Origin of the sequence: Streptomyces umbrinus (genome assembly GCF_030817415.1) — a bacterium.
Classification (GTDB): Bacteria; Actinomycetota; Actinomycetes; order Streptomycetales; family Streptomycetaceae; genus Streptomyces; species Streptomyces umbrinus_A.
Map to the genome: position 1 here is coordinate 10,968,096 of NZ_JAUSZI010000002.1, position 15,826 is coordinate 10,983,921.

The 15,826-nt window shown below is 69.3% G+C and carries 10 protein-coding genes and 1 pseudogene; 8 read left to right on the forward strand and 3 right to left on the reverse strand.

The window, feature by feature from the left end; all coding sequences use genetic code 11:
• Positions 1-28: 28 nt before the first annotated feature.
• Together QF035_RS48670 and QF035_RS48675 are read left to right on the forward strand one after the other, a co-directional pair.
• Positions 29-1,138 (forward strand): NAD(P)H-dependent flavin oxidoreductase, encoded by a 1,110-nt coding sequence (locus QF035_RS48670; RefSeq protein WP_307528803.1) that lies wholly within the window; start codon positions 29-31, stop codon positions 1,136-1,138.
• A complete protein-coding gene (locus QF035_RS48675) occupies positions 1,135-2,685 on the forward strand; it encodes an acyl-CoA synthetase (RefSeq protein ID WP_307528805.1) in 1,551 nt (516 codons plus the stop codon). Before QF035_RS48670 ends, QF035_RS48675 begins: the two co-directional genes overlap by 4 nt.
• A gap of 48 nt (positions 2,686-2,733) precedes the next feature.
• Here the strand turns inward: QF035_RS48675 and QF035_RS48680 are convergent, their stop codons facing one another.
• The gene (locus QF035_RS48680; RefSeq protein WP_307528807.1) at positions 2,734-4,089 is read right to left on the reverse strand and encodes an acyltransferase family protein; all 1,356 of its coding nucleotides are present in this window, start codon (positions 4,087-4,089) and stop codon (positions 2,734-2,736) included.
• A 285-nt stretch (positions 4,090-4,374) separates the two neighbouring features.
• On the opposite strand from QF035_RS48680, the gene QF035_RS48685 reads away from it, so the two are divergent.
• Together QF035_RS48685 and QF035_RS48690 are read left to right on the forward strand one after the other, a co-directional pair.
• Positions 4,375-5,877: an acyl-CoA synthetase gene (locus tag QF035_RS48685; RefSeq protein WP_307528809.1), complete on the forward strand. Its 1,503-nt coding sequence runs from the start codon at positions 4,375-4,377 to the stop codon at positions 5,875-5,877.
• Positions 5,878-6,079: 202 nt separating this feature from the next.
• Positions 6,080-8,290, forward strand: coding sequence for a sulfatase (locus tag QF035_RS48690; protein WP_307528811.1), 2,211 nt, complete (start codon positions 6,080-6,082; stop codon positions 8,288-8,290).
• 77 nt (positions 8,291-8,367) lie between these two features.
• Here QF035_RS48690 and paaK read toward each other — a convergent pair whose 3' ends face one another.
• Positions 8,368-9,663, reverse strand: a complete 1,296-nt coding sequence (paaK, locus tag QF035_RS48695) for a phenylacetate--CoA ligase PaaK (RefSeq protein WP_307528813.1) — start codon at positions 9,661-9,663, stop codon at positions 8,368-8,370.
• A gap of 199 nt (positions 9,664-9,862) precedes the next feature.
• Positions 9,863-11,485, reverse strand: coding sequence for an acyl-CoA synthetase (locus QF035_RS48700; protein ID WP_307528815.1), 1,623 nt, complete (start codon positions 11,483-11,485; stop codon positions 9,863-9,865).
• 187 nt (positions 11,486-11,672) lie between these two features.
• On the opposite strand from QF035_RS48700, the gene QF035_RS48705 reads away from it, so the two are divergent.
• The 4 genes and pseudogenes from QF035_RS48705 (at position 11,673) to QF035_RS48720 (ending at position 15,805) form a co-directional block, all read left to right on the forward strand.
• On the forward strand, positions 11,673-12,473 hold the full coding sequence (locus tag QF035_RS48705) for a crotonase/enoyl-CoA hydratase family protein (protein ID WP_307528817.1): 801 nt from the start codon (positions 11,673-11,675) through the stop codon (positions 12,471-12,473).
• Positions 12,474-12,634: 161 nt separating this feature from the next.
• Entirely contained in the window at positions 12,635-13,576 is a 942-nt protein-coding gene (locus QF035_RS48710; protein ID WP_307528818.1) for a Zn-ribbon domain-containing OB-fold protein, read from the forward strand.
• A pseudogene (locus tag QF035_RS48715) lies at positions 13,577-14,642 on the forward strand (thiolase domain-containing protein).
• On the forward strand, positions 14,639-15,805 hold the full coding sequence (locus tag QF035_RS48720; RefSeq protein ID WP_055617756.1) for a thiolase domain-containing protein: 1,167 nt from the start codon (positions 14,639-14,641) through the stop codon (positions 15,803-15,805). Before QF035_RS48715 ends, QF035_RS48720 begins: the two are co-directional and overlap by 4 nt.
• The last annotated feature ends 21 nt before the right edge of the window (positions 15,806-15,826 follow it).

A 15,826-nucleotide genomic window follows, 5' to 3' on the forward strand; every position in this document is an offset into this window, starting at 1 on the left:
GTCCGGAGGACTGCGGCATCCTGCGCCCATGCAGACGGAGCTGAGCAAGAAACTGGGAGTCGAGCACGCCCTCTTCGGCTTCACGCCATTCCCCGCCGTCGCCGCTGCCATCAGCCGGGCCGGCGGGTTCGGCGTGCTCGGCGCGGTCCGCTACACGGCCCCCGACGACCTCAAACGCGACCTCGACTGGATCGAGGCGCACGTCGACGGGATGCCGTACGGACTGGACGTCGTCATGCCGGCCAAGAAGGTCGAGGGCGTGACCGAGGCGGACGTGGAGGCGATGATCCCCGAGGGACACCGCCAGTACGTCAAGGACACTCTGGCCAAGTACGGGGTGCCCGAACTAGCCGAGGGCGAGGCCTCCGGCTGGCGTATCACCGGCTGGATGGAACAGGTCGCCCGCAATCAACTCGACGTCGCCTTCGACTACCCGATCAAGCTGCTGGCCAACGCGCTCGGGTCGCCGCCCGCCGATGTCATCCAGCGCGCCCACGACCAGAACGTGCTCGTCGCCGCGCTCGCGGGCAGCGCCCGGCACGCGCGCAAGCACGCCGAGGCGGGCATCGACATCGTCGTCGCGCAGGGCTACGAGGCGGGCGGCCACACCGGTGACATCGCCTCGATGGTCCTGACGCCCGAAGTCGTCGAGGCCGTCGACCCCTTGCCCGTGCTCGCGGCCGGCGGCATCGGCAGCGGACAGCAGATGGCCGCCGCGCTCACTCTCGGCGCCCAGGGTGTGTGGCTCGGCTCCATATGGCTGACCGTCACGGAGGCCGACATGCACTCGCGCGCCCTGACCCGGAAGCTGCTCGCCGCCGGGTCGGGCGACACGGTCCGCTCGCGCGCGCTGACCGGGAAACCCGCACGCCAGCTGCGTACCGAATGGACCGACGCCTGGGACGACCCGAATGGACCCGGCACGCTCCCCATGCCCCTGCAGGGGCTGCTGGTCGCCGACGCGGTCTCGCGGATCCAGCGGCACGAGGTCGAACCGCTGCTCGGGACACCCGTGGGACAGATCGTCGGCCGGATGAACAGCGAACGCAGCGTCCAGGAAGTCTTCGACGACCTCACCCGTGACTTCGAGAAGGCCGTCGACCGACTCAACCGCATCGCCGGAAGGAGCCACGAGTGAGCCAGCCCCCCAACGGCTTCTGGGCCCAGGCCACCGCCGACCCCGAGCGCACCGTGCTCATCGCGACCGACGGCGAGGAGTGGACCGCAGGACGCCTGCACGCCGAGACCAACCGGCTGGTGCACGGACTGCGTGCCGCCGGGCTCGAACGAGGCGACGCCTTCGCCGTCGTACTGCCCAACGGCGTCGAGTTCTTCACCGCGTACCTTGCAGCCTCGCAGGCCGGCTTCTATCTCGTGCCCGTCAACCACCACCTCGTCGGCCCCGAGATCGCCTGGATCGTCTCCGACTCCGGCGCCAAGGTGCTCGTCGCGCACGAGCGGTTCGCCGACGCCGCACGCCACGCGGCCGACGAGGCGAAGCTCCCCGAGGAGCGGCGGTACGCGGTCGGCGCGGTCGAGGGCTTCCGGCCGTACGGCGAACTCCTCGACGGGCAGCCCGAGTCGGTGCCCGAGGACCGCACGCTCGGCTGGGTCATGAACTACACCTCGGGGACCACGGGCCGCCCGCGCGGTATCCGGCGCCCCCTGCCCGGCAAGCTCCCCGAGGAGACCTACCTCGGCGGCTTCCTCGGCATCTTCGGCATCAAGGCGTTCGACGACAACGTGCATCTGGTGTGCTCGCCGCTCTACCACACGGCGGTCCTCCAGTTCGCGGGCGCGTCCCTGCACATCGGACACCGGCTGGTGCTGATGGACAAGTGGACGCCGGAGGAGATGCTGCGGCTCATCGACGCCCATCGGTGCACGCACACCCATATGGTCCCGACCCAGTTCCACCGCCTGCTCGCGTTGCCGGACCGAACGAGGGCGGCCTATGACGTGTCGTCCATGCGGCATGCCATCCATGGCGCCGCCCCGTGCCCGGACCATGTGAAACGGGCCATGATCGAGTGGTGGGGCCACAGTGTCGAGGAGTACTACGCGGCCAGTGAGGGCGGCGGTGCCTTCGCCACCGCCGAGGACTGGCTGAAGAAGCCCGGCACGGTCGGCAAGGCCTGGCCCATCAGTGAGCTGGCCGTCTTCGACGACGACGGGAACAGGCTGCCACCCGGTGAACTGGGCACCGTCTACATGAAGATGAGCACGGGCGGATTCTCGTACCACAAGGACGAGAGCAAGACGAAGAAGAACCGTATCGGGGACTTCTTCACCGTCGGTGACCTGGGGTATCTCGACGAGGACGGCTACCTCTTCCTCCGCGATCGCAAGATCGACATGATCATCTCGGGCGGGGTCAACATCTACCCCGCCGAGATCGAGGCCGCCCTGCTCACCCACCCCGCCGTCGCCGACGCCGCCGCCTTCGGGATTCCGCACGACGACTGGGGCGAGGCGGTCAAGGCCGTCGTCGAACCGGCCCCCGGCTTCGAGGCGGGCGAGGCCCTGGCCGCCGCGATCCTGGAGCACTGCGAGCAGCAACTGGCCGGGTACAAGCGGCCCAGGAGTGTCGACTTCATCGAGACGATGCCGCGCGATCCCAACGGGAAGCTGTACAAGCGGCGGCTGCGGGACCCGTACTGGGAGGGGCGGACCAGGCCCGTGTGAGGCGGGTGGGCCGGACGGGACGTGGGTGAGGCCGGGAAGCGAGCGCCTTCAGACTGGCGCATGCGTCTCGGCCTCTGCCTCGGTCTCGCGTGCTGCCTCGGTCCGAGGCTCTGCCGCGGTCTCATGAGCTGTCTCTGTCTCAGGATCGGTCGGCTTCTCGGGATGTACCTGCGGCTTTTCGGGACGTACCTGTGGCTTCCTGGGGCGTACGTGCTCCACGGGGGCTCGTCGTGACGGGGCGACGCGGCGGGCCAGCTTCCGGCCCCACGCCTGGCTCGGAGCCTCGATGTACTGATAGGTCAGCGCGCACAGCGGCAGGAGCAGGGCGAAGAAGGCCAGGACGAGTACGGGATTGTCCCGCGGCCACCGGCCGATCGTGCCGTCGCTCACCGCCAGCAGCACTGGGTGCAGCAGATAGACCGAGTAGCTGATCATGCCCAGCCAGATCAGTCCGCGCGGTATGCGCCGGTGGCGCAGCGCCAGCGCGACACCGAAGGTGAGCACGGCCAGCAGGAACGCCACGATCCAGCCCTGCCTGGTGAAGGGGGCCTCGTCGCTGTTCCAGTAAGCGCTGGCCACGGCGCAGGCGACCACCACCGCGGCCGTGCAGCCTGCCCGCCACCAGGTGCTCTGACCCTTCTCGGCCCGGTGGACGGCGGTGCCGAGGAACATCACGGCGAGGATGATCAGGCCCTCCCACAGCGGAACCGTGCCGTTGAACGGGACCAGGACGAGCGCCAGTACCCCGCCGAGTACCCCGCCGAACACGCGGACCGCGGGTGACCCGGAGCTCGCACAGCAGATCGCGACCACCAGGGCGCCCGAGGCGAGCCCGATCAGCGGGCCCGTGCCGACCAGGTCGGACAGGGCGGAGGCCTGCAGCGTGACGCCTGCCGCCACGCTCACGGCGGCCAGCACGGCCAGGGTGACGGCGACCGCCGCCGACCGCTGGTGCAGGCGGACCGTGAAGAGCGCGACGACCAGCAGATAGAAGGCCATCTCGTACGAGAGCGTCCACAGGACGAGCAGCACACTGGGCGTCCCCAGCAGCTCCTGAAGCAGTCCTGCATGGGCGACGGACACCGTGGCCGCGCTCTGGCCACCGAAGTCGCGCATGTCCGAGAAGCCCAGAAGATTGACGGCGAGGACGGCGGCGACGGCCGTCGCCCACAGCGGGTACATGCGGAACACCCGCCCGATCCAGAACGTCCGGACGCAGCCCCGGCGCTCCAGCGACGCGGGGATGATGTAGCCGCTGACCAGGAAGAACACCAGGATGCCGTACCGGCCGGTGTTGAACTGGGGCATCAGGTCCTGTCGGAACTCCGCCATGAAGGAGTACGACGCGTGCTCGAACACCACGACGAGTGCCGCGATGCCACGCAGCGCGTCCAGCCAGGCCAACCGTCGTGGACCGGCCGATGTCCGCGGTGTGGGTAGTGGTTCGGATACGCAGGGTGACCGTTCCAGGGCTGAAGGCCTGATTGTGGGCCTGATGTCCATAACTACCATTACGCGCCCTTTGTCGCTGATGGTCAACGACGGCTCGGGGCCGGTGCGCATGCGTGTGGTCCCACGCCTTGAGGGTGGCCGAGCGTGACAACGGTGTACGACGCGCACGCGCTTGGGGCCTGACCTCCTGGTACGGGACTTGACCCCGCTCGCGGAACGGAACGAGGATCATGTGTCATGACGCCTGGACACGGCAGCACGGTCGACGGGGTGCTGCGGCGCAGTGCCCGACGTACTCCCGAGCGCACAGCGGTCACCTACCGCGACCGCTCCTGGACCTACGCCGAACTCGACGAGGGCGTCTCCCGCGCGGCGCAGGTGCTGACCTCCTCGGGCCTGGCTCCCGGCGACCGCGTCGGCGCCTACGGCCACAATTCGGACGCGTACCTCATCGGCTTCCTGGCCTGCTCCCGGGCCGGGCTCGTACACGTGCCGGTCAACCAGAACCTGACGGGCGACGACCTCTCGTACATCGTCGGCCAGTCCGGCAGCACGCTCGTCCTGGCCGACCCCGACCTCGCGGACCGACTCCCCGACGGCGTACGGGTGATGCCGCTGCGCGACGCCGACGACTCGCTGCTCGCGCGGCTGGACTCGACTCCTCCGTACGACGGTCCGGAGCCGCGTACCGAGGATCTGGTGCAGCTGCTCTACACCTCCGGTACGACGGCCCTGCCCAAGGGCGCGATGATGACGCACCGCGCGCTGGTGCACGAGTACCTGAGTGCGATCACCGCGCTCGACCTGAGTGCGGGCGACCTGCCCGTGCACTCGTTGCCGCTCTACCACTCGGCGCAGATGCATGTGTTCCTGCTGCCGTATCTCGCGGTCGGCGCGCAGAACACCATCCTCGACGCGCCCGACGCCGAGCAGCTCTTCGACCTGATCGAGGCCGGCCGCGCGGACAGCCTCTTCGCGCCGCCCACCGTGTGGATCGGCCTGTCGAACCGCCCCGACTTCGCGACCCGCGACCTGAGCGGGCTGCGCAAGGCGTACTACGGGGCGTCGATCATGCCGGTGCCCATCCTCGAACGGCTGCGGGAACGGCTTCCCAAGCTGGCCTTCTACAACTGTTTCGGCCAGAGCGAGATCGGCCCGCTGTCCATGGTCCTCGCACCGAACGAGCACCGGAAGGCACGCCTGGACTCCTGCGGGCGTCCGGTGCTGTTCGTGGACGCGAGAGTGGTCGACGAGAACGGCAAGGACGTGCCCGACGGCACGTCCGGCGAAGTCGTCTACCGGTCACCGCAGTTGTGCGAGGGCTACTGGGACAAGCCCGAGGAGACGGCCGAGGCCTTCCGGGACGGCTGGTTCCACTCCGGCGATCTCGTGGTGCGGGACGCGCAGGGATACTTCACCGTCGTCGACCGGGTGAAGGACGTCATCAACTCCGGGGGCGTCCTGGTCGCTTCACGGCAGGTCGAGGACGCGCTCTACACGCATCCCGGGGTGGCCGAGGTCGCGGTGATCGGGCTTCCGGACGACCGCTGGATCGAGGCCGTGACCGCGGTGGTCGTCCCCCGCGGCACGGTCACGGAGGACGAACTGGTCGCCCACGCGCGCGAGAACCTCGCCCACTTCAAGGCGCCCAAGCGGGTGCTGTTCGTGGACGAACTGCCGCGCAACGCCAGCGGGAAGATCCTCAAGCGGGAGCTGCGGGACCGGTTGGGAGAGGCTTGACCTTGGCCGGGCGTGACGGTTGCACTCCCGGTGGTTGAATCCCTGGTGGTCGGATCCTCGGTCGGTGAACTGAATCCGCCGGAGAGCCGTACCAGTAACGGCGGCCCGGCTACCCGAGCCCGGCCCGCCGCATCACCACCGGGTTTCGCACGGAAGGACCTTCGGGTTGTCGCGCACCACGAACTCTCGCCAGCTGCCGGACATGGACCGGACAACCCCGGAGCCCGACGTGACGCCGGAGGCTCCTCCGGCGGACACGCTCGACGACATCCAGCACAGCACCCCTCTCGAAGAGACCGCCCCAGCAAAGGGTGTTGCGGCCGAGCATGCCGCTTCCTCTGAGCGGGACGGTGCGGAGGAGGCCACCGCCGCCGAGGAGGGGCCTGCGGGGGAGACGCCTGCAGGAGAGGTGTCCGTAGGGGCGGTGCCTGCAGAAGAGGGGGTCACCGCCTCCGAAGGGGAATCCGAAGAGAAGCCCGCCGTCGACATCGACACGGACACGGCCTCTGACAAGGCTTCCGGGGCGGAGGAGGAAGTGCCTTCCGAAGAGGCTCCTGCGGTGGAGAAGAACACGCCCTCCGAAAAGACTCCTGCGGTCGAGGAGGGCGTGAGCGCCGAAAAGGCTCCTGCGGTAGAGGAGAGCGTGAGTGCCGAGAAGGACCCCGCAGACGAGGGCAACACCGCCGCTGAAGACACCTCCGTCACCGACGAAGGCACCTCCGAGGGCGACGGCCCCGTCGAGCCCCCGGACGAGCCCGTCGCCCCCCGCAAGTGGCGCGACCGGCACCCGGTCGCCGCGCGCAACGTGGGATGGACCGTCACGGGCCTGTCCCTCCTGCTCGTCTGCTTCGCGCTCCTCATGCCGACCTCCGCCCCCAAGTTCACGCCCGGCGTGTTCCTGCGCATCCCGGTGGAGGCGGTCCTCGGCGCCGCCGTCCTCATCGTCCTGCCGCGCAGGCCACGGATAGCGGTGGCGATCCTGTCCGGCGCGATCCTCGGCGTACTGACCGTCCTGAACCTTCTCGACGTCGGCTTCAACATGTTCCTCGGCCGTGGATTCAACGTGGTCCTCGACTGGGTCCTGTTCGACGACGCGCAGTCCTACCTCAAGGACACGATGGGCAACGGCGGTGCGATCGGCGCCGTGATCGCCGTCGTGGCCCTCGTCCTCATCGTGCTCGTCCTGATGACCCTGGCGGTGCTCCGGGTGAGCAACGTCATGACCCGCAACCGTGACGCGGCCAGCCGCGTCACACTGGTGGTCGGGACCGCCTGGGTCACCTGCGCGGCGCTCGGCCTGCAGCTGTCCGGTCCGGGGATCGCGGCCAGGACCACGGTCGCCCGCGTCGAGGACCGCGTGAACCGGGTGCAGGCGACCCTCAAGGACGAGGCGGCGTTCGCCAAAGAGGCCAAGAAGGACGCCTTCGGCGGCACCCCGGGCGACCAGCTCCTCACCGATCTGCGCGGCAAGGACGTCATGATCGCCTTCATCGAGAGCTACGGCCGCAGCGCGATCGAGGACGAGGCCACCGCCGCGGGCGTCGACGCGACGCTCACGGCCAAGAACGAGGCACTGACCAAGGCCGGCTACTCCGCCAAGAGCGGCTGGCTCACCTCGGCGACGTACGGCGGCAGCAGCTGGCTCGGCCACTCGACCTTCCTGTCGGGCCTGTGGATCAACAACCAGAACCGCTATCGCACCGTCACCGCGGGCGAGCACCTGACTCTCACCGGCGCCTTCCAGCGCACCGGCGCCTGGCGGACCGTGGGCGTCATGCCGGGCGTCCAGAAGAACTGGCCGGAGGGCAAGTTCTACGGCCTCGACAACGTCTACGACTCCCGGGAACTCGGCTACGAGGGCCCGAAGTTCAGCTGGTCGACCATGCCCGACCAGTACGCCCTGAGCGCCTTCGAGCGCCTTGAGCACGGCAAGAAGCGCGACAAGCCGCTGATGTCGGAGATCATCCTGACCTCCAGCCATCAGCCCTGGGCCCCGATCCCCAAGATGATCCCCTGGGACCAGGTCGGCGACGGCTCGGTCTACGAGGGCATCGAGAAGGCGGGCAAGGACCCCGCGGACGTGTTCTACGACTCCAAGAAGGTCAAGGAGGAGTACGGCAAGTCCATCCAGTACTCGGTGAACTCCCTCATCGACTACGTGGTGAAGTACGGCAGCAAGAACACCGTCCTCGTCTTCCTGGGCGACCACCAGCCGCTCGCCAGCGTCAGCGGCAGCAACGCCAGCCGGGACGTGCCCGTCTCGATCGTCGCCCACGACAAGTCCGTACTCGACAAGATCGACGACTGGGGCTGGACGGACGGCATCAAGCCCGACAAGTCCGCGCCGGTGTGGCGGATGGACTCGTTCCGCGACCGCTTCCTGACCGCGTACGGTTCCACTCCCAAGCCGTAGGGCGTTGCAGTCGGCCCAGGCCCAGGCCCAGGCACAGGTCCCGGACCGCGGGGCCTGTGCCTGTGCAGACGGGCGGCCTAGCGCGGGCGCAGGTCCATGATCCGCTTGATCTTCCCCACCGACCGCTCCAGCGACTCCGGTTCGACGATCTCGACAGTGACCGAGACGCCGATGCCGTCCTTCACGGCCGCCGTGATGGCGCGCGCGGCCTCGTCGCGGATCTCGGGCGTGGCGCCGGCCCGGGCCTCGGCGCGCACGGTGAGCGCGTCGAGGCGGCCCTCGCGGGTCAGCCGCAGCTGGAAGTGCGGGGCGACGCCCGGTGTGCGCAGGACGATCTCCTCGATCTGAGTGGGGAAGAGGTTCACGCCGCGCAGGATGACCATGTCGTCACTGCGCCCGGTGATCTTCTGCATCCGGCGGAAGGTCCGGGCCGTACCGGGCAGCAGCCGTGTGAGGTCCCGGGTCCGGTAGCGGATCACGGGCATGGCTTCCTTGGTGAGCGAGGTGAAGACCAGCTCGCCCTCCTCGCCGTCCGGCAGCAGCTCGCCGGTGATCGGATCGACGATCTCCGGGTAGAAGTGGTCCTCCCAGATGTGCAGGCCGTCCTTCGTCTCGACGCACTCCTGGGCGACTCCCGGGCCGATCACCTCCGACAGCCCGTATATGTCGACCGCGTCGATCGCGAAGCGGTCCTCGATCTCCCGGCGCATCTCCTCGGTCCAGGGCTCTGCACCGAAGACCCCCACCCGGAGCGAGGTGTGCCGCGGGTCCACGCCCTGCCGCTCGAACTCGTCGAGGAGCGTCAGCATGTAGGAGGGCGTCACCATGATGATCCCGGGCTTCAGATCCTGGATCAGCTGCACCTGGCGGGCCGTCATGCCGCCGGACGCGGGGATCACCGTACAGCCGAGCCGTTCGGCGCCGTAGTGGGCGCCGAGCCCACCGGTGAACAGCCCGTAGCCGTACGCCACATGCACGGTGTCACCGGGCCGGGCGCCGGCCGCGCGGAGCGAGCGCGCCACCATGTCGGACCACATCGAAAGGTCGCTCTCGGTGTAGCCGACGACCGTGGGCCGCCCGGTGGTACCGCTCGACGCGTGGATACGGCGGATACGGTCCTGCGGCACGGCGAACATCCCGTACGGATAGTTCTCGCGCAGGTCCGCCTTCGTGGTGAAGGGGAAGCGGGCCAGATCGGCGAGCGAGTGGCAGTCCTCGGGCCGGAGCCCCGCCTTGTCGAAGGAGTCCCGGTAGAAGGGCACGTTCTCGTACGCGTGTCGCAGCGATGCCCTCAGCCGCTCCAGCTGGAGCGCGCGCAGGCCCTCCGCGTCGAGCCGCTCGCCCTCGTCCAGCAGGTCCGTCGAATCCGCCATGGGGCCGCTCCCTCACCAAACGATCCATTACGGGCGACCGATCATTCGGTCGCTCTGCTCCGGATCAGTAATTCAGGGGTACGGGCCGTCGTCAAGACATGAGGCGGCCACGGGGAGGGGGCGGCGGGTCCGGTGCGCGGAGGTACGGCGGAGGGAGCGGCCGCCGTACCGTCCTGATGCTCTGCTGTTCTCAGCAGGTCTACCGGGCGGCCTCCGCCGCCACCGAGCGTGCCCACCGGTAGTCGGCCTTGCCGCTCGGCGAGCGCTGGATGGAGTCCGTGATCACCAGCTGGCGCGGGATCTTGTAGCCCGCGAGATGGGTGCGGCAGTGGTTCTGGATGTCGTCCAGGGACGGCTGCCCGGCGCCCGTGCGCAGCTGCACCACGGCCGCCACGTGGTTGCCCCACTTCTCGTCGGGCACCCCGGCGACCAGTGCGTCGTACACATCGGGATGCGACTTGAGCGCCTGCTCGACCTCCTCCGGATACACCTTCTCGCCGCCGGTGTTGATGCACTGCGAACCGCGCCCGAGGACGGTGACGACCCCCTCCTCGTCGACGGTCGCCATGTCGCCGAGCAGCACCCAGCGAGCGCCGTCCTTCTCGAAGAAGGTCTCGGCGGTCTTCCTGGGGTCGTTGTAGTAGCCGAGGGGCACATGGCCGCGCTGGGCGACGCGCCCCACCTCGCCGACGGGGACCGGCTCGTACGTCGTCGGATCCACCACCTGCGTACGGGAGTTGACGCGGATCCGGAACCCGCGGTCGGGACCCGAGTCGTCCGTCGCCGTGCCGTTGAAGCCGGACTCGGAGGAACCGAAGTTGTTGAGGAGCGTGACGTTCGGGATGAGCGCCTGGAACTGGGCGCGCACCGTCTCCGACATGATCGCGCCGGAGGAGGAGACGCTGAACATGGACGAGGTGTCGGTGCCCTTCATCGGTCCGTTCAGCGCGTCGATGAGGGGCCGCAGCATCGCGTCGCCGACCAGGGACATGCTGGTGACCTTCTCCTTCTCGATGGTCCGCAGCACCTCCTCGGGCACGAACTTGCGGTGGATCACGATGCGTTGGCCGAAGTTGAAGCCGATGAACGCGGTCAGGGTCGAGGTGCCGTGCATCAGCGGGGGCGTGGGGAAGAAGGTGATCCCCTCGCCGCCGGCCGCGACCCGCTCGGCGAGCTCCTCCGGCGTCTTCACCGGCTCACCGGTCGGGGCGCCGCCGCCCAACCCCGAGAAGAACAGGTCCTCCTGACGCCACATCACACCCTTTGGCATCCCGGTCGTGCCGCCGGTGTAGATGATGAACTGGTCGTCGGGGGAGCGGGGCGGGAAGCCGCGCTCGGACGATCCGGAGGCCTCGATGTCGGCGAAGTCCACCACCGTCGGCAGCACGGGTGCGTCAGAGGCCGGGGCGCCGACCCGTACGAGATGCCGCAGCGCCGACGTGCGCGGCATGGCCGCCGCGACCCGTTCGGTGAACTCCGTGTCGAAGACCAGTGCCGCCAGGTCCGCATCCCGGTAGAGGTAGACCAACTCCTCTTCCACGTAGCGGTAGTTGACGTTGACCGGAACGATCCGGGCCTTGAGGCAGCCGAGTACGGTCTGGAGATACTCGATGCCGTTGTAGAGATGCAGTCCGAGATGCTCACCGGGGCGTATGCCGCTGTCGATCAGGTGGTGGGCGACGCGATTGGCCGCCGCGTCCAGCTCAGCGTAGGTGAGCCGGCGCTCCGCACCCGTGCCGGGGTGGTCGATGTAGACGAGCGCCTCGCGGTCGGGGACCACGTCGACGACCGACTCGAACAGGTCGGCAAGGTTGTACTCCACCGCTCCTCCTGACCCCGGCAAGCTTCGACGATCGGACGTGCGTCATCGCTTCGCCGGTCATCAGAGCAAAGCCCGCCACAACTGTGAAGGGTCCGCGCACAAGAAATCTGACTGACTGTCAGAAAACCCTTGAACTGGCCCCTCCGCTCCTGCAACCTGTTCTCGTTCCTGAGACGGGAGGACGGCAATGGGTGGGACGGAACACCTCACCGTGCAGCGCGAAGGCGCCACACTGGTGCTCACGCTCAACAGGCCCGAGGCCAAGAACGCGCTCTCGCTGCCGATGCTGGTCGGCCTGTACGACGGCTGGGTCGAGGCCGACGCGGACGACGCCATCCGCTCGATCATCCTCACCGGCGCGGGCGGCGCGTTCTGCGCCGGCATGGACCTCAAGGCCCTCGCGGGCAAGGGGATGGAGGGCCAGCAGTACCGGGACCGCCTCAAGGCCGACCCCGATCTGCACTGGAAGGCGATGCTGCGGCATCACCGGCCCCGCAAGCCCGTGATCGCCGCGGTCGAGGGCTACTGCGTGGCCGGCGGTACCGAGATCCTTCAGGGGACCGACATCCGGGTCGCGGGGGAGTCCGCCACGTTCGGGCTCTTCGAGGTGAAGCGCGGGCTGTTCCCGATCGGCGGCTCGACGGTCCGCCTCCAGCGGCAGATTCCGCGGACGCATGCGCTGGAGATGCTGCTCACCGGCCGTCCGTACTCGGCGCGGGAGGCCGCCGACATCGGTCTGATCGGGCATGTCGTCCCCGACGGGACGGCTCTGGAGAAGGCCCTGGCGATCGCCGGGCAGATCAACGACTGCGGGCCGCTCGCCGTCGAGGCCGTGAAGGCGTCCGTGTACGAGGCCGCCGAGATGAGCGAGGCCGACGGGCTGGCGGCCGAGTTGAAGCGGGGGTGGCCGATCTTCGATACGGCCGATGCGAAGGAAGGTTCGCGGGCCTTTGCGGAGCGGCGTCCGCCGGTGTTTCGGAGGGAGTGATGTTCGCGTGCGGCCGGTTTGAAGCTGCGGGCTCGTTGTGGCTGGTCGCGCAGTTCCCCGCGCCCCTGAAGGGGCGCCGGTCGTGCCCATGCGACAGCGCCGCAGGTGCCACAGCCCGCGCCCCTGTCGGGGCGCGGCCAACCGTTTCGCGAGGAGATGCCGTGCCTGAAGTTCTCAAAGCTCCCCTGGTTGTCGAGTTCCCCTTCACTCGCTCGCTCGGGCCCGTCCAGAGTGCGTTTCTCACCGGGCTGCGGGAGCGGGTCGTGCTCGGGGTGAAGACCCGTGACGGGCGGACGTTGGTGCCGCCCGTCGAGTACGACCCCGTCACCTCCGAAGATCTCGGTGAGCTGGTCGAGGTCGGGTCCACCGGGACCGTCACCACATGGGCCTGGAACCACGAACCCCGCCGGGGCCAGCCGCTGGACGCGGCGTTCGCCTGGGTGCTGGTGAAACTGGACGGCGCCGACACCGGGCTGCTGCACGCCCTCGACGCCCCGGGGCCCGACGCCGTACACACCGGGATGCGGGTGCGGGTCCGGTGGGCCGAGGAGCGTTCGGGGGCCATCACGGACATCGCCTGCTTCGAACCGTACGACGGTGACAGCGCCGAACTCACCGGCAGCGACGGCCGGTTCGAGGACATGGTGACCGGCATCGTCGCGCCCGCCCGCCTCGACTACACCTATTCGCCCGGCCGCGCCCAGTCCGGCTACATCAACGCGCTCTCCGACCGGCGGGCCGTCGGCGAGCGGTGCCCGTCCTGCCGCAAGGTGTACGTCCCGCCGAGGGGCGCGTGCCCCACATGTGGTGTGGCCACATCGGAACAGGTCGAGGTGGGGCCGCGCGGCACGCTCACCACGTACTGCATCGTCAACATCAAGGCGAAGAACCTCGACATCGAAGTGCCCTATGTCTACGGGCACATCGCCCTGGACGGCGCCGATCTCGCCCTGCACGGCCGCATCGGCGGCATCCCCTACGACCAGGTGCGGATGGGTCTGCGGGTCGAGCCGGTATGGACGGACGGGGGCCGCTTCCCCGACCACTACCGGCCCACCGGCGAACCCGACGCGGACTACGACACGTACAAGGAGCTGGTGTAGATGCCCGCGCCGAGGCCGCTGAGGGACATCGCCGTCGTCGCCTTCGCCCAGACCGACCATCTGCGCACCTCCGACGAGCTCTCCGAGGTGGAGATGCTCATGCCCGTCCTGCACGAGGTGCTGGCGCAGACCGGGCTGAAGACCAGTGACATCGGCTTCACCTGCTCGGGCTCCACGGACTATCTGGCGGGCCGTGCCTTCTCCTTCACGATGGCACTCGACGGTGTCGGCGCCTGGCCGCCGATCTCCGAGTCGCACGTGGAGATGGACGGGGCGTGGGCGCTGTACGAGGCCTGGACGAAGCTCCTTCACCGGCGAGGCCGACACCGCGCTCGTGTACGCGTACGGCAAGTCGTCCCCCGGGTCGGTGAGGGACGTGCTGACGCGGCAACTCGACCCCTACTACGTGGCGCCCCTGTGGCCGGACTCCATAGCCCTGGCCGCTCTGCAGGCTCAGGCCCTCATCGACGCGGGTGACACGGACGAACCCGCGCTGGCCGCCGTCGCCACCCGCAACCGTGCCTCGGCCGCCGACAACTCCCATGCCCAGCTGAGGGGTTCGGTGCCGCGGGGCGACTACGCCGTACGTCCCCTGCGTACCGGCGACTGCCCGCCCATCGGCGACGGGGCGGCCGCGGTGATCCTCGCCGCGGGGGAGCGGGCCCGTGATCTGTGCGAACGGCCCGCCTGGATCCGGGGCATCGACCACCGCATCGAGGCACACGGTCTCGGCGTGCGCGATCTGACCGACTCGCCGTCCTCGCGACTGGCGGCGGAACGGGCCGGAGCCTTCGAACGGCCCGTCGACACCGCCGAGTTGCACGCTCCGTTCACCTCGCAGGAGGTGGTGCTGCGCAAAGCCCTGCGGCTGGACGACAGCGTCGACATCAACCCGTCCGGGGGACCGCTCGCCGCCAACCCCATCATGGCCGCGGGGCTCATCCGCATCGGGGAGGCGGCCGCCCGGATCCAGCGAGGCGACTCCAACAGGGCTTTGGCGCACGCCACTTCGGGCCCGTGTCTGCAACAGAACCTGGTCGCCGTACTGGAGGGAGACCCGCGATGAGCAAGGAGCCCGTGGCCGTCGTCGGGATCGGCCAGACCAAGCACGTCGCGGCCCGAAGGGACGTGTCGATCGCGGGACTTGTCCGCGAGGCCGCCCAACGCGCTCTCGCGGACGCCGAGTTGACATGGGCGGACATCGACGCCGTCGTCATCGGCAAGGCGCCCGACTTCTTCGAGGGCGTCATGATGCCCGAGCTCTACCTCGCCGACGCCCTCGGCGCGGTCGGCAAACCGATGCTGCGCGTCCACACGGCGGGCTCGGTCGGCGGATCCACCGCGCTCGTCGCCTCGAACCTCGTCGCGGGCCGCGTCCACGGCACCGTACTGACCCTCGCCTACGAGAAGCAGTCCGAGTCGAACGCCATGTGGGGCCTGTCCCTGCCGATCCCCTTCCAGCAGCCCCTGCTCGCCGGCGCGGGCGGCTTCTTCGCCCCGCACGTGCGCGCCTACATGCGACGGACCGGCGCCCCCGACGGGGTCGGCTCGCTCGTCGCGTACAAGGACCGCCGCAACGCGCTCAAGAACCCCTACGCGCATCTCCACGAGCACGACATCACGCTGGAGAAGGTCCAGGCCTCGCCCATGCTCTGGGACCCGATCCGCTACTCGGAGACCTGCCCGTCCTCCGACGGCGCGTGCGCGATGATCCTCACCGACCGTGCGGGAGCGGCCCGTTCGCCGCGCCCGCCCGCCTGGATGCACGGCGGCGCCATGCGCAGCGAGCCGACGCTCTTCGCGGGCAAGGACTTCGTCTCGCCGCAGGCCGGCAAGGACTGCGCGGCCGACGTGTACCGGCAGGCCGGCATCGCCGACCCCCGCCGCGAGATCGACGCGGTGGAAATGTACGTCCCGTTCTCCTGGTACGAGCCGATGTGGCTGGAGAACCTGGGCTTCGCCGCGGAGGGCGAGGGGTGGAAACTCACCGAATCCGGGGTCACGGAACTCGACGGGGACCTGCCGGTGAACATGTCGGGCGGGGTGCTCTCCACCAACCCGATCGGGGCCTCCGGAATGATCCGCTTCGCGGAAGCCGCACTTCAGGTGCGTGGACAGGCCGGAGAACACCAGGTCGACGGTGCCCGCCGGGTCCTCGGACACGCTTACGGCGGCGGGTCCCAGTTCTTCTCGATGTGGCTGGTCGGAGCCACGCCGCCGACCTCCTGAAGCTGTCCCCCTCACGTGGCC